Source organism: uncultured Martelella sp., from assembly GCF_963677965.2.
Lineage (GTDB): Bacteria > Pseudomonadota > Alphaproteobacteria > Rhizobiales > Rhizobiaceae > Martelella > Martelella mangrovi.
The window spans coordinates 360,923-381,572 of the sequence record NZ_CAXXFM010000002.1 but is presented as its reverse complement, the minus strand read 5'-3'; the positions used below and the strand labels follow the sequence as shown (position 1 = coordinate 381,572).

At 59.2% G+C, this 20,650-nt stretch carries 21 protein-coding genes; 9 read left to right on the top strand and 12 right to left on the bottom strand.

The window, feature by feature from the left end:
- Nucleotides 1-211 precede the first annotated feature (211 nt).
- From pflB to metF, 4 genes are all read left to right on the top strand, one after another.
- On the top strand, nt 212-2,482 hold the full coding sequence (pflB, locus tag ACHZCU_RS19070) for a formate C-acetyltransferase (RefSeq protein ID WP_319520106.1): 2,271 nt from the start codon (nt 212-214) through the stop codon (nt 2,480-2,482).
- 14 nt (nt 2,483-2,496) lie between these two features.
- Complete coding sequence (pflA, locus tag ACHZCU_RS19065) at nt 2,497-3,279, top strand: pyruvate formate-lyase-activating protein (RefSeq protein ID WP_106305556.1); 783 nt, start codon at nt 2,497-2,499, stop codon at nt 3,277-3,279.
- A 420-nt stretch (nt 3,280-3,699) separates the two neighbouring features.
- Nucleotides 3,700-4,704 carry a metalloregulator ArsR/SmtB family transcription factor gene (locus tag ACHZCU_RS19060; RefSeq protein WP_319520105.1) on the top strand — a complete coding sequence of 335 codons (1,005 nt, stop codon included), beginning with the start codon at nt 3,700-3,702 and terminating at the stop codon, nt 4,702-4,704.
- Nucleotides 4,705-4,707: 3 nt separating this feature from the next.
- On the top strand, nt 4,708-5,628 hold the full coding sequence (metF, locus tag ACHZCU_RS19055) for a methylenetetrahydrofolate reductase [NAD(P)H] (RefSeq protein ID WP_319520104.1): 921 nt from the start codon (nt 4,708-4,710) through the stop codon (nt 5,626-5,628).
- A gap of 54 nt (nt 5,629-5,682) precedes the next feature.
- Here metF and ACHZCU_RS19050 read toward each other — a convergent pair whose 3' ends face one another.
- Nucleotides 5,683-7,569 carry an ABC-F family ATP-binding cassette domain-containing protein gene (locus tag ACHZCU_RS19050; protein ID WP_319520103.1) on the bottom strand — a complete coding sequence of 629 codons (1,887 nt, stop codon included), beginning with the start codon at nt 7,567-7,569 and terminating at the stop codon, nt 5,683-5,685.
- A gap of 249 nt (nt 7,570-7,818) precedes the next feature.
- Here ACHZCU_RS19050 and ACHZCU_RS19045 point away from each other — a divergent pair, with 249 nt between their 5' ends.
- Together ACHZCU_RS19045 and ACHZCU_RS19040 are read left to right on the top strand one after the other, a co-directional pair.
- Entirely contained in the window at nt 7,819-8,571 is a 753-nt protein-coding gene (locus ACHZCU_RS19045) for an SDR family oxidoreductase (RefSeq protein WP_319520102.1), read from the top strand.
- 161 nt (nt 8,572-8,732) lie between these two features.
- Nucleotides 8,733-9,794: an MBL fold metallo-hydrolase gene (locus ACHZCU_RS19040; protein WP_319520101.1), complete on the top strand. Its 1,062-nt coding sequence runs from the start codon at nt 8,733-8,735 to the stop codon at nt 9,792-9,794.
- Between the two features lie 16 nt (nt 9,795-9,810).
- Here ACHZCU_RS19040 and ACHZCU_RS19035 read toward each other — a convergent pair whose 3' ends face one another.
- The 3 genes from ACHZCU_RS19035 to ACHZCU_RS19025 all read right to left on the bottom strand — a co-directional run bounded on the left by ACHZCU_RS19035 (nt 9,811) and on the right by ACHZCU_RS19025 (nt 11,425).
- Nucleotides 9,811-10,323 (bottom strand): DinB family protein, encoded by a 513-nt coding sequence (locus ACHZCU_RS19035; RefSeq protein ID WP_319520100.1) that lies wholly within the window; start codon nt 10,321-10,323, stop codon nt 9,811-9,813.
- Between the two features lie 100 nt (nt 10,324-10,423).
- On the bottom strand, nt 10,424-10,777 hold the full coding sequence (locus ACHZCU_RS19030; protein WP_319520099.1) for a ribbon-helix-helix domain-containing protein: 354 nt from the start codon (nt 10,775-10,777) through the stop codon (nt 10,424-10,426).
- Between the two features lie 78 nt (nt 10,778-10,855).
- On the bottom strand, nt 10,856-11,425 hold the full coding sequence (locus tag ACHZCU_RS19025) for a DJ-1/PfpI family protein (protein WP_319520098.1): 570 nt from the start codon (nt 11,423-11,425) through the stop codon (nt 10,856-10,858).
- A 162-nt stretch (nt 11,426-11,587) separates the two neighbouring features.
- Here ACHZCU_RS19025 and ACHZCU_RS19020 point away from each other — a divergent pair, with 162 nt between their 5' ends.
- Both ACHZCU_RS19020 and ndk read left to right on the top strand, forming a co-directional pair.
- Nucleotides 11,588-12,256, top strand: a complete 669-nt coding sequence (locus ACHZCU_RS19020) for a glutathione S-transferase family protein (RefSeq protein WP_319520097.1) — start codon at nt 11,588-11,590, stop codon at nt 12,254-12,256.
- A 113-nt stretch (nt 12,257-12,369) separates the two neighbouring features.
- Entirely contained in the window at nt 12,370-12,792 is a 423-nt protein-coding gene (gene ndk, locus ACHZCU_RS19015; RefSeq protein WP_024709581.1) for a nucleoside-diphosphate kinase, read from the top strand.
- 235 nt (nt 12,793-13,027) lie between these two features.
- On the opposite strand, the gene ACHZCU_RS19010 is transcribed toward ndk, so the two are convergent.
- From ACHZCU_RS19010 to ACHZCU_RS18985, 6 genes are all read right to left on the bottom strand, one after another.
- Nucleotides 13,028-13,738 (bottom strand): DJ-1/PfpI family protein, encoded by a 711-nt coding sequence (locus ACHZCU_RS19010; RefSeq protein ID WP_106305532.1) that lies wholly within the window; start codon nt 13,736-13,738, stop codon nt 13,028-13,030.
- Between the two features lie 113 nt (nt 13,739-13,851).
- Nucleotides 13,852-14,313 (bottom strand): molybdenum cofactor biosynthesis protein MoaE, encoded by a 462-nt coding sequence (locus ACHZCU_RS19005; RefSeq protein WP_319520096.1) that lies wholly within the window; start codon nt 14,311-14,313, stop codon nt 13,852-13,854.
- 4 nt (nt 14,314-14,317) lie between these two features.
- The gene (moaD, locus tag ACHZCU_RS19000) at nt 14,318-14,572 is read right to left on the bottom strand and encodes a molybdopterin converting factor subunit 1 (RefSeq protein WP_319520095.1); all 255 of its coding nucleotides are present in this window, start codon (nt 14,570-14,572) and stop codon (nt 14,318-14,320) included.
- Entirely contained in the window at nt 14,569-15,165 is a 597-nt protein-coding gene (pgsA, locus tag ACHZCU_RS18995; protein ID WP_106305523.1) for a CDP-diacylglycerol--glycerol-3-phosphate 3-phosphatidyltransferase, read from the bottom strand. The genes moaD and pgsA overlap by 4 nt, the downstream gene beginning before the upstream one ends.
- 139 nt (nt 15,166-15,304) lie before the next feature.
- Nucleotides 15,305-17,329 carry an excinuclease ABC subunit UvrC gene (gene uvrC, locus ACHZCU_RS18990; RefSeq protein ID WP_319520094.1) on the bottom strand — a complete coding sequence of 675 codons (2,025 nt, stop codon included), beginning with the start codon at nt 17,327-17,329 and terminating at the stop codon, nt 15,305-15,307.
- Nucleotides 17,326-18,096 (bottom strand): SDR family oxidoreductase, encoded by a 771-nt coding sequence (locus ACHZCU_RS18985; RefSeq protein WP_319520093.1) that lies wholly within the window; start codon nt 18,094-18,096, stop codon nt 17,326-17,328. The genes uvrC and ACHZCU_RS18985 overlap by 4 nt, the downstream gene beginning before the upstream one ends.
- Nucleotides 18,097-18,435: 339 nt before the next feature.
- On the opposite strand from ACHZCU_RS18985, the gene ACHZCU_RS18980 reads away from it, so the two are divergent.
- Nucleotides 18,436-19,071 carry an outer membrane protein gene (locus ACHZCU_RS18980; protein ID WP_319520092.1) on the top strand — a complete coding sequence of 212 codons (636 nt, stop codon included), beginning with the start codon at nt 18,436-18,438 and terminating at the stop codon, nt 19,069-19,071.
- A gap of 88 nt (nt 19,072-19,159) precedes the next feature.
- Here the strand turns inward: ACHZCU_RS18980 and ACHZCU_RS18975 are convergent, their stop codons facing one another.
- Together ACHZCU_RS18975 and ACHZCU_RS18970 are read right to left on the bottom strand one after the other, a co-directional pair.
- The gene (locus tag ACHZCU_RS18975; RefSeq protein WP_319520091.1) at nt 19,160-19,759 is read right to left on the bottom strand and encodes a glutathione S-transferase; all 600 of its coding nucleotides are present in this window, start codon (nt 19,757-19,759) and stop codon (nt 19,160-19,162) included.
- A gap of 16 nt (nt 19,760-19,775) precedes the next feature.
- Nucleotides 19,776-20,639, bottom strand: a complete 864-nt coding sequence (locus ACHZCU_RS18970; RefSeq protein WP_319520090.1) for a 23S rRNA (adenine(2030)-N(6))-methyltransferase RlmJ — start codon at nt 20,637-20,639, stop codon at nt 19,776-19,778.
- Nucleotides 20,640-20,650 lie beyond the last annotated feature (11 nt).

Sequence of the window (20,650 nt, the reverse complement as noted above, 5' to 3'; positions counted from 1 at the left end):
TAAGCGATGAGAATTCGCTAGAATTGGTGGAATGAGATGTCCCGTAACTGCCTGCCCAAGAATGGCCGTTTTAGTCGGAAAAATTCTGACCGACATTTTGCCGGATAAGTTCGTTCCCCGACCCCAGCGCCCCTTTCAAGCCGGATATCCTCCTCGGCCGTGGCGCTGAAACCCTAGAAATGTTCCTCTTATAATGGCGAGGGCTGAAATCATGGATATGTATGCCAAACACACGAACGTACACGCCGACCCGTGGAGCGGGTTCAGCGAAGGTGCATGGCGCACTGCAATCGACGTTCGCAATTTCATTCAGGAAAACTACACGCCCTACGAAGGCGATGCATCTTTCCTCGCACCGGCCACCGAGCGCACCAAGCAGCTCTGGGACGAACTGAGCGCGCTTCTGCAGCAGGAACGTGACAAGGGCGGCGTCCTCGATGTTTCGGCTGACAAGCCCTCGAGCATCACCGCTCACGATGCCGGCTACATCAACAAGGACCTCGAAATCATCGTCGGCCTGCAGACCGATGCGCCGCTGAAGCGCGCAATCATGCCGAATGGCGGTCTGCGCATGGTTGAAGGCAGCCTCAAGACCTATGGTTACGAGGTTCCCGAAAACGTCCATGAGGTATGGACCAAATATCGCAAGAGCCATAACCAGGGCGTGTTCGACGTTTACAGCCCGGACATTCTGGCCTGCCGCAAGTCGGGCGTGATCACCGGTCTGCCGGATGCCTATGGCCGTGGCCGCATCATCGGCGACTATCGCCGTGTTGCCCTTTACGGCACGGACTTCCTGCGCGCTGAAAAGCAGAAGGAATTCCACGAACTCGACGATGTTGTCTTCAACGACAACAATATGCGTCTGCGTGAAGAGCTTTCGGAACAGTTCCGTGCACTCGATGAGCTGCGCGAAATGGCCGAAAAATATGGCGTCGATATTTCGAAGCCCGCCCGCAATGCCCGCGAAGCCGTTCAGGCCGTCTATTTCGGCTATCTGGCTGCCGTGAAGGAGCAGAACGGCGCTGCCATGTCGCTCGGCCGTGTCTCGACCTTCCTCGACATCTATATCCAGCGCGATATCGATGCCGGTTACATCTCGGAAGACGATGCACAGGAAATGGTCGACGACATGATCATGAAACTGCGTATCGTCCGCTTCCTGCGTACGCCGGAATATGACGAACTGTTCTCGGGCGATCCCGTATGGGTTACCGAAGCAATCGGCGGCATGGGCGAAGACGGCCGGACGCTGGTTTCGAAGAACAGCTTCCGTTTCCTCAACACGCTCTACAATCTCGGCCCCGCGCCGGAACCGAACCTGACGGTTCTGTGGAGCCCGAGCCTGCCGCAGGGCTTCAAGCACTTCTGCGCCAAGGTTTCGGCCGACACTTGCGCCATTCAGTACGAGAACGACGAACTGATGCGTCCGAAATGGGGCGACGACTATGGCATTGCCTGCTGCGTCTCGTCGATGCGGATCGGCAAGCAGATGCAGTTCTTCGGTGCGCGCGCCAACCTCGCAAAGGCTCTGCTTTATGCGATCAACGGCGGTGTTGACGAGAAGAAGCTGAAGGGCAAGAAGGTTGCCGAAGGTCTGGAACCGATCACCGGCGATGTTCTGGAATATGACGAAGTCGTCGAAAAGTTCGGCAAGGCCATGGACTGGCTCGCCAAGACCTACGTCAAGGCTCTGAACGCGATTCACTACATGCACGACAAATATGCGTATGAACGCATTGAAATGGCGCTGCATGACCGTGATATCCTGCGCACAATGGCTTGCGGTATTGCCGGCCTGTCGATCGCAGCGGATGCCCTGTCGGCGATCAAATATGCCAAGGTCGAAGTCATTCGTGACGAAACCGGTCTGGCCGTTGATTACAAGATCACCGGCGAATTCCCGGCATTCGGCAACAATGACGACCGCGTCGACTCGATTGCCGCATGGCTGGTCGAAGAGTTCATGAACAAGGTCAAGGCTCAGCCTTACTTCTATCGTGACTCGATGCCGACCCAGTCGATCCTGACGATTACGTCGAACGTCGTTTACGGCAAGAAGACCGGTAATACCCCGGATGGCCGCCGTGGTGGCGAACCCTTCGCGCCCGGTGCAAACCCGATGAACGGTCGCGACAAGAAGGGCTTTGTGGCCGCAGGCGCATCGCTTGCCAAACTGCCCTATGACGCAGCCCTCGACGGTATCAGCTGGACCGCTTCGGCAACGCCGGGCAGCCTTGGCCACACCGAGGAAGAGCGGATTACCAACCTGTCGAATTGCCTTGACGGCTATACGGCAGCCGGCGGTTTCCACGTCAACGTCAACCTCCTCAACAAGGAGACCCTGCTTGACGCCATGGACCATCCGGAGAAGTATCCGCAGCTGACGATCCGCGTGTCGGGTTATGCGGTCAACTTCATCAAGCTGACGAAAGAACAGCAGCTTGACGTGATCAACCGGACCTTCCACACCGCAATGTAAGGAAGAGAAGAACAATGCATAAGCGCGTTTCCGCCCCAACCAAGCCAACCGGTGTCCATATCGACATCGACCACGGATTTCTCCATTCGGTCGAAACCGGCGCAGCCGTCGACGGTCCGGGAATGCGCTTTGTGTTCTTCATGGCCGGTTGCCAGTTCCGCTGTGTCTATTGTCACAATCCGGATACCTGGAAGCTTCACAACGGCCGCAGGGTCGATGTGGACGACATGCTCAAGGAAATCCGCCCCTATGCGGGTTTCCTCAAATTCGCCGGCGGCGTGACCTTCTCCGGCGGCGAGCCCATGATGCAGGCCGGCTTTGTCGGCAATGTCATGAGCCACATCAAGAAGGAGATGGGCCTTCACGTCGCGCTCGACACGCAGGGCTATCTTCATACTGGTGTGGAGGATGAATGGTTCGACAATGTCGATCTGGTCATGCTCGATATCAAGCATATCGATCCGGACAAATATCACGCGATCACCGCCCAGTATCTTCAGCCGACGCTGGACTTTGCCCAGCGGCTGAAACGGCTGAAGCAGAAGATGTGGATGCGTTATGTTCTGGTTCCGGGTCTCACGGATGATACGGACGATGTGAACAAGATGGCCGATTATGTCGCCTCGCTTGGCGATATCGTCGAGCGTGTCGAAGTGCTGCCGTTCCACCAGATGGGAATTTCCAAATGGGATGCGCTTGGCCGCAAATATACGCTGCGCGACACGCCGACGCCGACCAATGACCAGACCGAGGCCGCCCGCGACATCTTTCGCGCGCGCGGTATGCTCGTGACCTGATGGGCGGGGCGAGGGCAGGTTTACGCCCGCGCCTTGTCACGGTTACGCAAATCCCAGATGTTTGAGGCCGCCTTCGGGCGGTCTCTGTTTTTTTGACAATGCTGCCTCTCCCTCTGGGTCATCCTCGGGCTTGACCCGAGGATCCAGGGCCACACGATGTAGGCTTTCTTCAAACTCTTTCTTATCAAAGGGTTGAGCAGAATGGATGCTCGGATCACGTCCGAGCATGACACCTGTGGGGATGGTTGACGGAGGCAACACCCAGCACGTTTTCGGGTTTGTCAGCAGTCTGAGGCCGCCTTCGGGTGGTCTTTTTGGTTTTATGATAGAATTTTGAGGACGCGGGGTTTTCGCAGAGGCTTGCACTGTTCTTCTTTTCGATATAAACATATCTTTATATCTTGATGAAGGTGATGCCAAATGACGAAGCTTGATCTGGACGGTCTGGTCGATGTCCTGAAAGCGGTGGGGGAGCCCACGCGCCTCAGGCTCATTGCGCTGCTTGCGTCCGGCGACCTGACCGTATCGGACCTCACCGATATCCTCGGCCAGTCGCAGCCGCGCATCTCCCGCCATCTGAAGCTTCTGGGCGAGGCAGGCCTGATCGATCGCTATCAGGAAGGCGCCTGGGCCTATTTTCGCCTGAAGGAAGAGGGAGCACCGGCACGGCTTGGTCGCGAGCTTTTGAAAAACGCCGCGGAAACCGATTCGGCGCTCAGCCGCGATGCAGCGCGCCTTGCCGCGGTCAAACAGGCGCGCTCCGAAAAGGCGCTCGCCTATTTTGCCGAGCATGCCGGTGACTGGGACGAAATGCGCCGCCTGCATATTTCCGAATCGGAAATCGAAGAATGTCTGGTGGCGCTGATCGGTCGCAAACCTGTGGAAAGCGTTCTGGATCTGGGCACCGGCACGGGCCGGATGCTGCTGCTCCTGAAGGACCTTTACCGCCGCGCCGTCGGCGTCGATGCCAGCCGCGACATGCTGGCGGTGGCGCGCGCCAATCTCGATGCCGAAGGGGTGACGAAGGCAGCGGTGCGGCTCGGCGACATCTTGAACCTGCCGCTGGAGAACGAGGATTTCGATCTGGTGATCATTCATCAGGTCCTGCATTTTCTTGAACATCCCGAACGCGCGATTGCGGAAGCCGCGCGCGTGATGCGGCCGGGCGGGCGGCTGGTCGTGATCGACTTTGCGCCGCACGGTCTGGAATATCTGCGGGCCGAACATGCCCATATCAGGCTCGGTTTTTCCCATCAGGCGATGTCGGACTGGATGACGGCTGCGGGACTGGACGTCGAAAAGGTTGTCGATCTGCCGTTTTCCGGCGCCGAGGAGCGGTCCCTGACGGTTACCGTCTGGCTTGGCCGCGACCGTCGTATCCTGATGGCATCGGAAGCCGAAACATATCATGTGAGGAGTGTCTGAATCATGTCTGCCAACAACGAGGCGCGCGGGAATAATCGCGCGATCGGCTTTTCATTCGAGTTTTTTCCGCCCAAGAAACCCGAGGCCGAGGCCAGCTGGTGGCGGTCCGTGCAGGCGCTCTCCGCCTATAGTCCCGAATTCGTGTCGGTAACCTATGGCGCCGGCGCCACCAGCCAGGCGCCGACCTATGCGGCCGTCAAACGGCTGGTTGACGAGACCGATCTGGTAACGGCTTCGCACCTGACCGTGGTCAAGGCAACGTCGGGGGAGGTGGATGATGTGATCCGCCGGTTCCGCGATGCCGGTATCCGTCGTTTCGTGGCCCTGAGGGGCGATCCGCCGGGCGGCATCGGCACCGCCTACAGTCCGCATCCCGGCGGCTATTCGAATGCCGCGGCTCTCGTTTCCGCGCTGAAGACGATCGGCGATTTCGATATTTCGGTATCCGCCTATCCCGAAAAACATCCGGAAAGCGCCGACCGCACCGGCGATATCGCCATGCTGAAGGCCAAGGCCGACAATGGCGCTGATCGTGCGCTGACGCAGTTCTTCTTCGACAATGATGTGTTCGAAGACTATCTCAACGATGTCCGCCGCGCAGGCATAACGATCCCGGTGGTGCCCGGCATCATGCCGATCCAGAACATCAAGCAGCTGAAAAACTTTGCCGCCCGGTGCGGCGCCAATGTGCCGGCCTTTGTCGACAGCCGCTTTGAGGGACTGGACGATGATCTGCCGGGACAGTTCGAGGCCGCCGCCGATCTGGCGGCCGAGCAGGTGCTCGACCTGCAGCGGCGCGGCCTTTCCGAATTTCATTTCTACACGATGAACCGCTCGAAGCTGCAGATTGCCGTGCTCGATCGGCTTGGCATCATGCCCGATGATACCCAGATCGGTGCTGCGCCGGAGCGGCTGCGCGCGTGATATAGAAAACCCGTGGAACTGGCTGCCGGTCCGTAAATCAATGGCGGGCTGCGGTCAGTCCGCCATCCCTTCTTCATATCTGGCGGAGAGCGTCAGCCATTCCTCTTCAACCCTGGCAAGTTCCGCGGCGGCATTGGCGCGCGCCTGGATCATCACCTTGGCCTTTTCCGGGGAGCGCTCGTAAAGCTTGGGATCGGCGAGGTCGGAATCCAGCTTGGCGATGATCTGTTCGATCTTCGCGGTCTTCTTCTCCGCCTTGTCGATTTCCTTCTTCAGCGGGGCAAAGGCCGCGCGGCGATCGGCAGCACTCCGGCGCTGCTCGGATTTCGAGCGCGTGTCGGCGGTGCTTGCTGCATCGCTCTTCTGGGCCTTCCTGCCGCCGGAGACGATCAACTCGCGATAGTCTTCCAGATCGCCGTCATAGGCCGTTACCGTGCCGTCATGCACCAGCCACAGCCGGTCGACGGTGGCTTCGATCAGGTGTCGGTCATGCGAAATCAGGATCACCGCGCCGGGATAGTCGTTCAGCGCCTGCACCAGCGCATTGCGGCTGTCGATGTCGAGGTGGTTGGTGGGCTCGTCGAGGATCAGCAGGTTGGGCGCATGGAAGGCGGCAAGCCCCATCAGCAGCCGCGCCTTTTCGCCGCCGGACAGATCGCGGGCAGGGGTGTCCATCTTCTCTGTCGCAAGGCCCATCTGCGCCACGCGGGCGCGCACTTTCGGTTCCGTTGAATCGGGCATGCGTTTGCGTACATGGGCAACGGCGCTTTCATCGGGCACCAGGTCGTCGATCTGGTGCTGGGCGAAGAAACCGGTCGAAAGATGGGGGGCAAGCTTGAGCGCGCCGCTTTCGGGCGTCAGCCGGCCCGAGATAAACTTGGCAAAGGTTGACTTGCCGTTGCCGTTGGCGCCCAGAAGCGCGATCCGGTCGTCATTGTCGATCCTGAGGTTGAGGCCCGTCAGGATCGGCTTGCCGGGGGCATAGCCGACGGACCCGTTTTCGATTGCAATGATCGGCGAGGCGGGCTGTTTTTCCGGCGCGGGAAACGAAAAGCCCTGAACGTGATCCTCGATCACGGCGGCGACCGTGCCCATCTTCTCCAGCGCCTTGACGCGGCTTTGGGCCTGGCGGGCCTTGGAAGCCTTGGCCTTGAAGCGATCGACGAAGCTTTGCAGATGCTTGCGGTGGGCCTCGTTCTTGGCCCGGGCCTTCATCTGCAGCTCATCGGCCTCCGCCTTCTGGCGCTCGAACTGATCGTAGGAGCCGCGATAGAAAGTCAGCTTCTTCTGGTCGAGATGGATTATCGCGCCGGCGGCCGTGTTCAGCAGGTCGCGGTCATGCGAAATGATGATGACGCTGTAGGGATAGCGGCGGATATAGTCTTCCAGCCACAGCGTGCCTTCCAGGTCGAGATAGTTGGTCGGCTCGTCGAGCAGAAGCAGGTCAGGCTCGGAAAACAGCACGGCGGCCAGCGCCACACGCATCCGCCAGCCACCGGAAAAGGACGAGGCCGGACGTCTCTGCGCGGTTTCGTCGAAGCCAAGGCCGGAGAGAATGCTGGCCGCACGCGCCTCGGCCGAATGGGCGTCGATATCGACAAGCCGGGTCTGGATTTCGGCAATGCGGTGCGGGTCTGTCGCAGTCTCCGCTTCCGCCAGCAGCGCCGCACGCTCCTTGTCGGCGGCCAGCACGATCTCGATCAGCGGATCTTCCGTGCCCGGCGCTTCCTGCGCCACCTGGCCGATACGGGCCTGTTTGGGCAGCGATACCGTGCCGGTCTCGGAGGAAAGCGCGCCGGTGAGAACCTTGAACAGCGTTGATTTGCCCGCGCCGTTGCGGCCGACAAGCCCCACCTTCATGCCATCGGGAATGGAGACGGAAGCGTGTTCGATGAGCAGGCGTCCGGCGACACGGACGGAAAGATCGGAGATGGTAATCATGACAGCGGTTTTGTCTGAAAGAATGCCGTCTGGCAAGACGGTCTGGCGGAAATGCCGGTTTCACTGCCCCCGCAATCCGCCGGCGCGGGACAGATACGGTCATGCCCCCGGCTCAGCCTCCAGGGAAGTGTTGCATGGTTGATTTTGGTCAAAATTGTCGCCCGCTTTCTCCGTTATGCGTGTTTCATATCGGCGACCGCGAGCCGAAAGGCGAACGGGCACGTCGTGCAATGCATCAAGGAGTTTCCAATGAACAGGGTCGTTATTGTAACCGGCGGTACGAGCGGAATCGGTTTTGAAACCGCCAGAAAATTTGTCCAGAAGGGAGACAAGGTCGTCGTTGCCGGTATCGACAAGCCGGAAACCATCGAAAAGGCGATGAAGGCGCTGGACGAAATCGGCGACGCACGCTTTGTGGAATGCAACATCGCAAAGCCTGAAGACTGCGAAAACGCCGTGCGCTTTGCCGTTGAAACCTATGGCCGGGTCGATGTCATGGCGAATGTTGCCGGCGTTGTCGGCAAGCGCGAGCCGTTCACCGAACTCGATATCGCCGACACGCTGAACACGGTTCAGATCAATCTGATGGGCACCATCCACATGGGGCATTATGTCAGCAGGGAAATGGTCAGCAACAAATCCGGGGTGATCATCAATGTCGGCTCGATCTGCGGGGTCATCGCGAACACCGAAAGCATCGGCTACCACGCCAGCAAGGGCGGCGTGCGCATGGTAACACAGGCCATGGCGCGCGAACTTTCGCCCTATGGCGTCAGAGTGGTGTCGGTTGCGCCCGGATGGGTCAAGACCGGGATGATCGATAAGACGATCGAAGAGGTCGGCAGCAAGCTGCACATGAAGGGCAGGATTATCGAACCTGCCGAAATAGCCGGTGCCATCTATCTTTTGTCGCTGCCCGAAGCGAGTGCCATCAATGGTTCGACCGTGATGGCCGATGACGGATATTCCTCATTCAAGGGCGTCGATGGCTATCAGGCCTGAGACGAAATCAAGTTTGTGTCCTCCTGCAGAGGCGTTTGCGAGCGGATCGCGAACGCCTCTGCGGCGGGCGAACCTTTCCAAAATGAAAGATTCTTGCCGCCAAAAAAGCCAATTCCTGCATCAGGGCAATTCTCCGCGCAAAAATTGCAGGAGATGTAATCGTGAAACCTAATGTTGAATATCGAAGGCTGACGCTCTGTCTGGCCGTTTCGCTTGTGGCCGTGCCGCTGGCGCTTGGCCAACCGGCATTTGCCGCTGATGCAGCACCCGTGGCGGCACAGGATCAAGCCGCACGCATCATCCTTCTGGGCACGGCCGGTGGTCCTGTGGCGCTGCCGGATCGCTCCGGCATAGCGACGCTGCTGCAGGTCAATGGCAAGAACTATCTGTTCGATGCCGGCATCGGTGTTTCGCGCCAGCTCGCCAAGGCCGGCATTCCGGCTGAAAATATCGACGATATCTTCATCACCCATCATCACCTTGACCACAATGCCAGCCTGCCGTCGCTGATCGGGCAGGAATGGCTGGAGCGCGGACTGGCCGAGAAGAAAGGAACGGTCCAGATTTACGGCCCGCCCGAAACCAAGGCGCTTGTCGATGACAGTCTGGATTATCTCAAGACATCGGAACGGATATTCAAGGGCGACACGCCGCATATGACGTCTTCAAAGGGCATGTTCGACGGTCATGACATCGACAAGCCCGGCCTTGTCTACCAGGATGAAAACATCAAGTTGACCGCGGTCGAAAACAGCCATTTCGCCAACAAGACGGAAGGGCCCGCAGGGCCGGACATTTCCTATTCCTATCGGGTTGATACGCCTTATGGCGACATTGTCTTTACCGGCGATACCGGCCCGAGCGAGGCCGTGGCAAAGCTTGCCAAGGGCGCCGATGTGCTCGTCAGCGAGGTCCGTCTGCCCTATATCGCCGCCGACGGCACGCAAACGGCACAGCCGCCTTCCATGGATATCACGGCGGAAAACCTGAAAGACCTGACCGCACACATGGAAACCGAGCATCTGAGCCCGGACAAACTGGGCGCAATGGCCAACGAGGCCGGTGTCACCACCGTGATCCTCACCCATTATGCCGGTGGTCCGGCCGACGGATCGGACTATGACTTCGCAAAAGATGTCAGCAAGGTCTTCAACGGTCAGGTGATCGCCGGCCACGACCTGTTCGAATACGACCTGTTCCCGCCGGCCGTGTCGAATTCGTGAACCGCCGGCCGGTGGTTCAGGCGAACTGCCGGCCGTTTTCCGAGCGCAGGAAATAGACCAGGTCAAGCGACAGTGACGGTTGGCCGAGCATGGTCAGCATGCCGTGCACCTGACCGCGGTGATGGGTCTGGTGGTTGAAGAAATGTGCAAGCGTGGTGGCCAGCCGGTCTGTGTAGCTTTCGGGCGGATTGCCGCGCTGGTAGGAAAATGTTCCCTGCAGGCTGGTCTGGTCCAGTCCGTCGATCAGGGCGATGATCTTTTCGTCCTCCATGCTCCGGTCATGGCGCAGCGAGGCAAAATCATCATGCAGGATGGTATCGAGCTTGACCGGTCCCGTCGCCTTGCCGGAAAACCGGGTCATCCACACGCGGTCGGCGTAGAGCACATGGTTGAGCGTGGCGTGGATGGAACGGAAGAAGGCCCCGAGGTCGCGTTTGCGCTGTTCATCCGAAAGTTCGGCGGCTTCGTCATAGATCAGGCCATTGGCCCAGGCATTATAGGCGGCGAACATGCGGTAATGCTGCAGCATGTGGGGGGCTCCTTGCAAAACGGAAATCGCAAGCTGCAATCATAGGGCAGGCGTCGGCGTCTGCCTCATGAATTGTTGCGATGGCGGATATTCATCTGCCTTATGCCACGGCCTTCCGGCGGAGGTTTTCGCGTTCCAGAATGCCGCCGGCGTCGATTTTCCCAATCGGCAGTCCGTCCGGCAGCTCGCCGGAAAGCTGAAGCGCCAGGTAGCGTCCGCAACACACTCTGAGAAACGAGGTGAAATTGCCGCTGTCATGGCCCGCCTCGTTGGCCTCGTGATAGAGTTTTGTGATCAGCTGTGTCGTGGCAAGCCCGTCGCGCCCGCCGATTTCGGCAAGCACGGTCCAGAAAAAATTCTCCAGCCTGATGCTTGTCACCATGCCGTCGATGCGGATCGAGCGCGTCGTGCTTTCCCACAATGCCGGATCAGCCGCGATAAACAGTCTGCACATTGTCTCCTCCCGTTTCTCCCCGAGGCGAGTATAGCTCGATGACGGTAGAAGCGGTAGCGGCGAAGCGGATGTGCTTGTTCACGCATCAAGCAGCGCCATGAACTGCGAAAGCCATGCCGGGTGGGCGGGCCATGCCGGTGCGGTGACCAGATTGCCGTCGGTGACCGCCTCGGTGACGGCGATATCGGCATAGCGGCCGCCGGAAAGCTTCACTTCCGGTGCGCAGGCCGGATAGGCAGAGCAGTGCCGTCCTTTCAAAACATCGGCGGCGGCGAGGATCTGGGCACCGTGGCAGATTGCGGCCACGGGTTTGTTTTCGGCGAAGAAATGCTTCACCAGAGCAATCACCTGCTCATCGAGCCGCAGATATTCCGGCGCCCGCCCGCCCGGGATCACCAGAGCGTCATAGGCAGCGGGATCGACCGCATCGAAATCCGCCGTCAGGGCAAAGCGGTGGCCGGGCTTTTCCGAATAGGTCTGGTCACCCTCGAAATCGTGGATCGCGGTCGGGACCGTGTCGCCGGCCTTCTTGCCCGGGCACACCGCATCGACCGTGTAGCCGACGGCAAGTAGGGTCTGGAACGGCACCATGGTCTCGTAGTCCTCGGTAAAATCACCGGTTATCATCAGGATTGTCTTCTGAGCCATTGTTTCCTCCTCGAAATGACAGGAGATAAATCTAGCAGCTCTGTTTCCCCTGCTGGTATTATGGACATACTACAGTGATCAGCCTGCGCTTTTACGTCGAGGGCTGCCTTGAATTTTTCCGCAGTGCAGCACACCTTGAAGTTTAACAGAGGGAGACATTCGATGAGTCGCGTTCTTTATTCGCTCTGCGGCGCCGACAGTTCGGTGCGCTTTTCCCCGCATTGCTGGAAAGTCATTCTGGCGCTGAAGCACAAGGGGCTGGCATTCGAAGAACAGCCCGTGGGCTTTACCGAGATTCCGAAGCTCGAGGACGGCTTTTCGAAAACCGTGCCGATCCTGAAGGACGGCGACAAGCTGATCGCCGACAGTTTTGCGATCGCGATCTATCTGGAGCAGACCTATCCCGATCGTCCGTCGCTGTTCAAGGGCGAGGGCGGGCTTGCCATGGCGCGCTTTGTCGAGGCGTGGTCGCAGTCCACGCTGCATCCGGCAGTCACTCGCATCGCCGTAAAACATATTCACGACATGCTGGCGCCGGTGGATCAGGCCTATTTCCGCGAAAGCCGCGAGGCCCGTCTGGGGGCGACGCTGGAAGAGGTGGCGACAGGTCGCGAAGCCGAGATTTCCGGGTTTTCCGAAAAATGCACACCTTTGCGTAATATGCTGAAATTTCAGCCTTTTATCGGTGGAAGTGAACCGCTTTTCTCCGATTATATCGTCTTCGGTGCGTTCCAGTGGGCGGCCTTGACCGGCAATACCGGACTGCTCGATCCGAATGATCCGGTGTCCAACTGGTTCGAGCGCTGCCTCGAATTTTCGGAAAAAGGCTGATATCTCCCGAAAATCCGGCGCATTCGCCCGCCGGACACGCTTCCATTTTGCTTCAAAGACCTCTATACACCGGCCGAATTTCCCTTAACGAAATTTGCCAGAGGACGAATGATATGGCGATTGAACGCACTTTTTCGATGATCAAGCCCGATGCCACCAAGCGCAACCTGACCGGCGCCATCACCAAGGTTTTCGAGGAAAACGGCCTGCGTGTCGTCGCCTCCAAGCGGGTGTGGATGGCCAAGCGCGATGCGGAAGCCTTTTATGCCGAGCACAAGGAACGCCCGTTCTTTGGCGAACTGGTTGAGTTCATGTGCTCCGGCCCGACCGTTGTCCAGGTTCTCGAAGGCGAAAACGCCGTTCTGAAGAACCGCGAAATCATGGGCGCGACCAACCCGGAAAAGGCCGACGAAGGCACGATCCGCAAGACCTTCGCGCTGTCCATGGGCGAAAACTCGGTTCACGGCTCCGACGCGCCGGAAACCGCAGCACGCGAAATCGCTTTCTGGTTCTCCGAAACCGAAATCGTCGGCTGAAGCCGGTTTTGTTATCCTTTTTACGGACGTCATCCTCGGGCTTGACCCGAGGATCCAACCACCGCTCAGCACGAGTGGCGTTGGCGGTCCGTAATGGATTGTTTAGATTGACTTTTTGCTCGATACGCTTGTCGCGTTCATGCGTGCTTAGACCCTCGGGTCAAGCCCGAGGGTGACGAAGGAGAGCGGGGCGAGCTTTGTCACCAGTCTGAGCCCGCCCTTGTGGCGGGCTTTTTCATGCAGACTTCTTGCTATTCAGCCGTTCGGCGGCGCGTTCGCTTGCCGAGCGCCGGCTGGACAGGAACATGTGGAGGCGGGCGCGCACGCTGTCGAGAATTTCCGGCGGCGCGGTGCGTGGTGTGCCGCAGTGATAGGGCGGCTCGGGATCATACTCCATCTGCAGCTGGATCTGCTGGGCGGCGGTCTTGTCCATCAGGTTTTCGACCACACGCAGCGCAAAATCGATACCCGAGGTCACGCCGGCGCCGGTAATGCGGTTGCGGTCCGTAACGACGCGCTCTTCAACGGGGGTGGCGCCGAACAGTTCGAGCTGATCGATCGCCGACCAGTGCGACGTGGCGCGATAACCTTGCAGTAGGCCGGCCGCGCCCAGCACCAGCGAGCCAGTGCAGACCGACGTGACCAGCTTGCAGCCCGGGGCAATGCGGCGCAGGAAATTCAGCGTCTCGTCATCATCCATGAGCGCGATCTGGCCGGGACCGCCGGGAACGCAGATGATGTCGAGCTTCTGGCATTGGCCGAAGGTGGTGTTGGGCAGAATGCGCATACCGCGATCGACGATGACCGGGTCCAGATTCTTCCACAGGAGCTTGATTTCGGTTCCGGGCATCCGGTTCAGCACATCGGCAGGACCGAAAAGGTCAAGCTGTGTCAGACCCGGATACATGATGAAACCGACAGTCAGGGAATCGGAACTGGAAGGCATGTTTTCCTCGTTCAATCTTGGAGCCGCAAAGCCAAATCGATTAGAAACCGGATTAAGAATAGGACGTCGAGATTATTCGGCAAGCGCAAACTTAAGGGCGCATCATGTCCTTTTTATTGCCAGTCTCCGCGGGCGGAAAAATCCGTTATGCGGGCTTCGACCCAGCCGCTGTCGCCGCCGCCCTTCAGGTGCTCTTTTTTCCAGAAGGGAGCGTCGGTTTTCAGAAAATCCATGACGAAGGACGCGCCCTCGAATGCGGCCTTGCGGTGAGAGGCTGCCGCAATCACCAGAACGATGTTTTCGCCGGGGCTGATGCGGCCGTAGCGGTGAATTGCCGTAAGGCCCAGAAGGTCAAAGCGTTCGATTGCCGCATGTGCAATGCGGCTGATCTCGCTTTCAGCCATGCCGGGATAGTGTTCAAGTTCAAGGGCTTCGAGGCGTCCGTTCTCGTCGCGGCACAAGCCGGTGAAGCTGACAATCGCGCCGATATCGGCACGGCCTTTGCCAAGGGTGGCCTGCTCAGTGGCAATGTCGAAGTCTTCGGCCTGGATGCGGACATCGGGAGACACGGACATCGCCTCAGCCTCCCGTCATCGGCGGAAACAGGGCGATCTCGCGCGTGCCGGCGAGCGGGGCGTCATGTTCAGCGTGAACCCGGTCGAGCGCCACGCGAATCACCTCCGGTTGCTGGAGCGCGATTTCATACCCTTCGCCACGGGCTTTCAGAAAGGCCAGCAGTGCGGAGACATCGTTCACGTCTTCCGGCAGGGCAATCTCTTCCTCGGCCACGCCGATTCGCTCGCGCACCCATGCGAAATAGACAAGTTTGGTCATCGCTCGGCCTCCACCACATGTTTCAGTCCGGCACGGAAATAATCATAGCCGGTATACATCGTCAAAATGGCCGCGATCCACAAAAGCACGATCCCGGATTGTGTCGTGTAGGGAAAGACCTGATCGCCTGCAGGGCCGGCAAGCAGCAGGCCGATTGCGATCATCTGGAACGTCGTCTTCCATTTGGCAATCCGTGTCACCGGCACGGAAACCTTGAGCCCCGCCAGATATTCCCTGAGGCCTGACACCAGCACCTCCCGGCACAGGATGATGATGGCGGCCCACAGCGACCATCCGGCAATCGTGCGCTCGACATCGGCGGCCAGCAGCAACAGACAGGTTGAGACCAGAAGCTTGTCGGCAATCGGGTCCAGCATGCGGCCGATATTGGATTGCTGGTTCCAGGCCCGCGCCAGATAACCGTCGAAGAAATCGGTGATCGAGGCAATCAGGAAGATTGTCAGCGCCGCCCAGCGCGCCGTGTCGGAACTGGAAAGCTTGCCCTCCAGAAAGAAGCACAACACGATCAACGGGACAGCAAGAATGCGGCCATAGGTCAGGAGATTGGGGATGTTGTACGCTTTTGATGCCATGGCTTCATTCCGTGTGCTCGGCCTGCCAGGACCGGCAGTCCGCTCTATGTAGGCGCAAATTGCTTCCATTGCACGGTCAAGGTCAATGCCGGCGGCGATGAAACCTGTGTCATAACGGGTTTCACGAGGTGGGATGGCTCTATTTTGCGCCGCCGTCATGGAAATGATTGTAGATCTGCTGTGCCATCGCCTCCGAAATCCCCTCGACGGCGCTCAGATCGGACAGGCCGGCGCGGGACACGGCCTTGGCCGAGCCGAAATGCTGCAGCAGCGCGCGCTTGCGGCCGGGCCCGATACCGGCGATCTCGTCGAGCGGGTTCTTGACCATTTCCTTCTTGCGCCGGGCCCGGTGCGAGCCGATGGCAAAACGGTGGGCTTCGTCACGCAGCCGCTGGATGAAATAGAGCACCGGATCGCGCGGCGGCAGCGAGAAGTCGGGTTTGCCCTCCATGAAGAAGCGCTCGCGCCCGGCCTCGCGGTCGGCGCCCTTGGCGATGCCGATGGCCGTCACCGCATCCGTGATGCCGAGTTCTTCCAGAATGGCGCGCACGGCCGTCATCTGTCCCTGGCCGCCATCGATCAGGATGACATCCGGCCAGGCGGGGAAGGGGGCGTCGTCATCCATCTCGACGGGCTGACTGCGGTCGGGAATGCCGTGTTCCTTGACGAGACGGGAGAACCGCCGCGTCATCACTTCGCGCATCATGCCGAAATCGTCGCCCGGCGTAATCTCGGTCGACTTGATGTTGAACTTGCGATATTGCGCCTTCACGAAGCCTTCCGGCCCGGCAACGACCATGCCGCCGACGGCATTGGTGCCCATGATGTGGGAGTTGTCGTAGACCTCGATGCGCCGCGGCGGTGTGGCAAGGCCGAAGGTTTCGGCAAAACCTTCCAGCAGCCGGGACTGGGTCGCGGTTTCGGCGAGCTTGCGGCCATGGGCCTCGCGGGCATTGGCCAGCACGTGATCGACCGCCTCGCGCTTCTCGCCGCGTTTGGGCACGGTGATATGCACCTTGCGGCCCGCCCGTTCGCCAAGCGCCATTTCCAGAAGCGCCTGCTCCTCGATCTCTTCCGACAGGAAGATGGCGCGCGGGATCGGCTTGTCGTCGTAGAACTGGGCCAGAAAGGCATTGAGGATTTCCGCCGCCGAAAGCGAGGGATCGGTCTTCGGGAAATAGGCGCGGTTGCCCCAGTTCTGCCCGGTGCGGTAGAAGAACACCTGAATGCAGCAAAGCCCGCCCTCATTGTGGATGGCGAAGACATCGGCCTCCTCGATCCCCGCCGGATTGACGCCCTGATGGCCAAGCACATGCGAGAGCGCAGACAGCCGGTCGCGGTAAATCGCGGCGCGCTCGAAGTCGAGTTCTTCGGAGGCCTTATTCATCGCCTCGGCGAGTTCGGCATGCACCTGCCGGCTCTTGCCGGAAAGAAAGGCCTTCGCCTCCTTCACCAGTTCGCCGTAGCCTTCCTTTGAAATCTCCCCGGTGCAGGGGCCGGAACAGCGCTTGATCTGGTAGAGCAGACAGGGCCGGGTGCGGCTTTCATAGACGCTGTCGGTGCACGAGCGGATCAGGAAGGCACGCTGCATGGCGTTGATCGTGCGGCCGACCGCGCCAGCTGAGGCAAACGGGCCGAAATAATCACCCTTGCGGGCACGCGCGCCGCGGTGCTTGAACAGCGCCGGCGCCTCGTGATCGCCGGTAATCAGGATATAAGGAAAGGACTTGTCGTCCCGCAGCAAAACATTAAAACGCGGACGCAACCTTTTGATAAGGTTGGCTTCCAGGAGTAGCGCTTCGGTTTCCGTCCGGGTCGTGACGAATTCCATATGCGCCGTCTGGGTAATCATCCGCGTGATGCGGTTGGAGTGACCGCGCCCCTGCGCATAATTGGTCACGCGTTTTTTCAGCGAGCGGGCCTTGCCGACATAAAGCACGTCGCCATTGGCATTGAACATGCGGTAGACGCCGGGACTGTTGGGCAGATGCTTGACGAATTCGCCGATCAGGGCCGCACCCTTCAGCGCATGCTTTTCGGCAGCGGCATCGTTCCAGATGATCGATCCGGCCTCGAGCGTGGCGCCCGTCGGCGTCACTTCCGGCAGGTCGCTATCGTTTTCGTCGTAGATGATGCCGCCATCGGACGGCGTCTGTCGTGTCATTCGTTGATACCTGTTACATCCGGCGTTTCCCAGGCCAGATGCTGCCCGCCATCGAGCGCAATCATCTGACCCGTGATCGAGGGCGTTTCGAAGATGTAGCGAATCGTCGATCCGAATTCGCCAAGCTCCGGCCCTCTCCTTAAGATAAGAGCCGCGACCTGGCTTTCAAAATCCGCATCGCTCTGCCGGCTGTTTTTCAGCGTCGGGCCCGGTCCGATGGCATTGACGCGGATGCGCGGGGCGAAAGCCTGCGCCATGGTCTGGGTTGCCGCCCACAGGGTGCTTTTGGAAAGCCCGTATGTGAAGAAACTCGGTACCGGCGCCCAGACCCGCTGGTCGATCATGTTGACGATCAGCCCGTGTTCGCTTTCCGGCAGCTGTCGTGCAAAGCGCTCGGCCAGCATCAGCGGCGCCTTCACATGCAGCGCAAAATGCGCGTCGAACTGCTCCTGATTGAAGCTCTCCGCGCTATCGGGGCGGAAAAGCGAGGCATTGTTGATCAGCAGGTGCACCGGTCCCATGCTGGCGTTGACCGCGTCGATCAGGCCCTCGGTCTCAGCAGAATCGAGGAGATTGGCGCAGAAGGCTTCGGCCCTGATGCCCTTTTCACGCAATGCTGTGGCCAGCAGCCGGGCCTCGGAAAGAGAGGTGTGGGCATGAATTGCCACATTGAAGCCGTAATTCGCCAGGTCTTCGGCAATCGCGCGGCCAAGTCTCTTTGCGCCGCCTGTCACAAGCACGGTTCGGTCTGGCGTTTTCTGCTGCATAGTCATGTTCCCTCGCTTCGGCCGGAAGTTTATATCGTTTCGGGCCGGTCAGCGCCAAATGGAATTTGGTGGTGTTGCTCGTCGCTCTGGATGATTTTTCGAAGGGAGATGCAATTTAAATTAAATATAGATTGTGTGTAAATGGCTTATTAATTATAATAATCTGCATTTTATGATTTATAAATACATTTTTAACCATCGATTTTACCTTAACTTTTAGAGTATTGAAATCATTTATCCCTAATTTTATTTTATCTCTCAAGCGAATACGGCAAGGTGACTGTTCCTGGTGAGCGTTCGACTGCCGGTATCGACTGAAGGAGAGACAAGATGCGGAACATGAACAAGACACTGGCCGCTGCAGCAGCGGTCCTGATGGGCGCCGGCGCGGCTCAGGCCGCCGATGCAATCGTCGCTCAACCTTATGAGCCGAGCCCGGCAACCTATGTGGCTCCGACGCCTGTTCTGGACTGGAGCGGTGTTTACGTCGGTGGCGCGCTCAACTGGGACTGGGGCACTTTCGATGAAGGTGACTTCGATGCAGACGGCTGGGGCGGAACGCTGTTCGGCGGCTACAACATGCAGAACGGTTCGATCGTCTACGGTGTTGAAGGCGACCTCGCCACCTCCAACCAGAGCCAGACCGTCACGCCCGGCATCAAGATGGAGCAGGGTTTCAACGGTTCGCTGCGCGGCCGTCTCGGTTACGCCCTGGACCCGGTTCTCGTATACGGAACGGCCGGTCTTGCCGGTTCGAGGCTTGAAGCAAAGCAGGCTGGCGACAAGGACACCCAGATGGGTTGGGGCTGGACTGTCGGCGCCGGTGTTGAAGCCATGGTCACCGAGAACATCTCGGCGCGCGTTGAATACCGCTACACCGATTATGGCGATCAGGACTTCAAGCTGAACGGCAGCAAATACAAGCGCAGCTTTGAAGAAAACACCGTCAAGGTTGGCCTCGGCGTTCACTTCTGATCGCTGATGCTCGCAGGCAATTCGGAAAAACCCGCCATCACGGCGGGTTTTTCTGTTCTCGGGGGCGGTGCGAACAGCGTCGAACGTTTCAGATATGCGGCTTCAGCGTCCTGAAAGCCGGGAAGGTTTTCTGGAAGGCCGCAGGCCAGCGGGTCAGCCGCACACGATGTTCCTCCCATTCACCGGGAAACCGCAGCATCAGATATCCAAGAAGACTGGCAAGCGCGAAATGACCGGCATTCAGCCGTTTGTCGGGTGCCGGCAGGTTTTCGTCGAGATAGTCAAGACCGCGACGGGCCTTCGCCCATTGCCGGTCGACCCAGGGCTGATGCCATGTTTCAGGCGTGCGGAAGCGCTTTTCATAGACCACCAGAACGAGGGCGTCGCAAATGCCGTCGCAAAGCGCTTCCATGCGCGCGACAGTCGCTCGCTTTTCAAGATTTCTCGGATAAAGCCGGTTTTCGTCCGAAAGGCTGTCGAGATAGTGCATGATCGTGCGGCTGTCATAAAGTGTGACGCCGTCATCGGTGACAAGCGTTGGAATCTTGCCAAGGGGATTGGCGGCCAGCAGCGTTTCCGAAACTGACGTTATATCCACCGGCACAATATCGACATCGGCGCCGACATGATGCGCCGCCATCACCACTTTTGCGGAAAACGGTGAGGTGGTTGCGTAGAACAGTTTCATCGCCGGCATCCTCCTGTCAGCTGTGAGAACGATCCTCTCTGGCAATCCAGAAACTGCGCTGACCTGCGAAACGGTCCTCGGCCAGACAGGTTCTGAGGAACGGCAGCAGCGTATCTAGCTCCGTCTTCAGCGTATAGGGCGGGTTGACGATGATGAGGCCGGAGCCGGTCAGGCCGTCATTGTCGCGGTCGCTCTTGACCGACAGCTCCGCGCAGAGAATTTTGGGAATACCGAGATCCTTGAGTGCGGCGTGAAATGCGGCCGTCGGCGCCCCTTTCTTGATCGGATACCAGAGGCAATATGTGCCGGTGGCGAAGCGGCGATAGGCCTTGGAAAGGCCGTCTGCCAGCCGCTCGAACTCACCGTCCTTCTCAAACGGCGGGTCGACCAGCACGATACCGCGCCGCTCCTTCGGCGGCAGATGGCCCGCCAGCGCCAGCCAGCCGTCAAGCTTGGTTGTACGCACGTGGTGGTCGCCGGCAAAACGCGCCTGCAGCGTTGCGAAGTCGGCCTCGTGCAGTTCCATCAGCGACAGCCGGTCCTGCCTGCGCATCAGCATACGGGCCAGTTTCGGCGATCCGGGATAGGTGACGATATCTGAAGTTTCGTTCAGCGACCGTACGGCGTCCAGATAAGGCGCGAGCAGGGCTGCTACATCGTCGGGCATGTCCGAAGCAAGAAGCCGGCCGATGCCGGTGCGCCATTCGCCGGTCTTTTGCGCTTCCTCGCTCGAAAGGTCGTACTGGCCGGTCCCGGCATGGGTATCGAGAATGCGAAAGGCGGCCTCTTTTCTTTGGAAATAGGTGATCAGCCGCGCAAATACCGCATGTTTCAGCACATCCGCAAAATTTCCGGCATGGTAGATGTGGCGATAGTTCATTGCGGCCCCGC

Bases quoted from the DNA above. Each gene is read 5' to 3' on its own strand.
- pflB (WP_319520106.1), top strand. From the start codon at position 212: ATGGATATGTATGCCAAACACACGAACGTACACGCCGACCCGTGGAGC.
- pflA (WP_106305556.1), top strand. From the start codon at position 2,497: ATGCATAAGCGCGTTTCCGCCCCAACCAAGCCAACCGGTGTCCATATC.
- ACHZCU_RS19060 (WP_319520105.1), top strand. From the start codon at position 3,700: ATGACGAAGCTTGATCTGGACGGTCTGGTCGATGTCCTGAAAGCGGTG.
- metF (WP_319520104.1), top strand. From the start codon at position 4,708: ATGTCTGCCAACAACGAGGCGCGCGGGAATAATCGCGCGATCGGCTTT.
- ACHZCU_RS19050 (WP_319520103.1), bottom strand. From the start codon at position 7,569: ATGATTACCATCTCCGATCTTTCCGTCCGTGTCGCCGGACGCCTGCTC.
- ACHZCU_RS19045 (WP_319520102.1), top strand. From the start codon at position 7,819: ATGAACAGGGTCGTTATTGTAACCGGCGGTACGAGCGGAATCGGTTTT.
- ACHZCU_RS19035 (WP_319520100.1), bottom strand. From the start codon at position 10,323: ATGCTGCAGCATTACCGCATGTTCGCCGCCTATAATGCCTGGGCCAAT.
- ACHZCU_RS19030 (WP_319520099.1), bottom strand. From the start codon at position 10,777: ATGTGCAGACTGTTTATCGCGGCTGATCCGGCATTGTGGGAAAGCACG.
- ACHZCU_RS19025 (WP_319520098.1), bottom strand. From the start codon at position 11,425: ATGGCTCAGAAGACAATCCTGATGATAACCGGTGATTTTACCGAGGAC.
- ACHZCU_RS19020 (WP_319520097.1), top strand. From the start codon at position 11,588: ATGAGTCGCGTTCTTTATTCGCTCTGCGGCGCCGACAGTTCGGTGCGC.
- ndk (WP_024709581.1), top strand. From the start codon at position 12,370: ATGGCGATTGAACGCACTTTTTCGATGATCAAGCCCGATGCCACCAAG.
- ACHZCU_RS19010 (WP_106305532.1), bottom strand. From the start codon at position 13,738: ATGCCTTCCAGTTCCGATTCCCTGACTGTCGGTTTCATCATGTATCCG.
- ACHZCU_RS19005 (WP_319520096.1), bottom strand. From the start codon at position 14,313: ATGTCCGTGTCTCCCGATGTCCGCATCCAGGCCGAAGACTTCGACATT.
- moaD (WP_319520095.1), bottom strand. From the start codon at position 14,572: ATGACCAAACTTGTCTATTTCGCATGGGTGCGCGAGCGAATCGGCGTG.
- pgsA (WP_106305523.1), bottom strand. From the start codon at position 15,165: ATGGCATCAAAAGCGTACAACATCCCCAATCTCCTGACCTATGGCCGC.
- uvrC (WP_319520094.1), bottom strand. From the start codon at position 17,329: ATGACACGACAGACGCCGTCCGATGGCGGCATCATCTACGACGAAAAC.
- ACHZCU_RS18985 (WP_319520093.1), bottom strand. From the start codon at position 18,096: ATGCAGCAGAAAACGCCAGACCGAACCGTGCTTGTGACAGGCGGCGCA.
- ACHZCU_RS18980 (WP_319520092.1), top strand. From the start codon at position 18,436: ATGAACAAGACACTGGCCGCTGCAGCAGCGGTCCTGATGGGCGCCGGC.
- ACHZCU_RS18975 (WP_319520091.1), bottom strand. From the start codon at position 19,759: ATGAAACTGTTCTACGCAACCACCTCACCGTTTTCCGCAAAAGTGGTG.
- ACHZCU_RS18970 (WP_319520090.1), bottom strand. From the start codon at position 20,639: ATGAACTATCGCCACATCTACCATGCCGGAAATTTTGCGGATGTGCTG.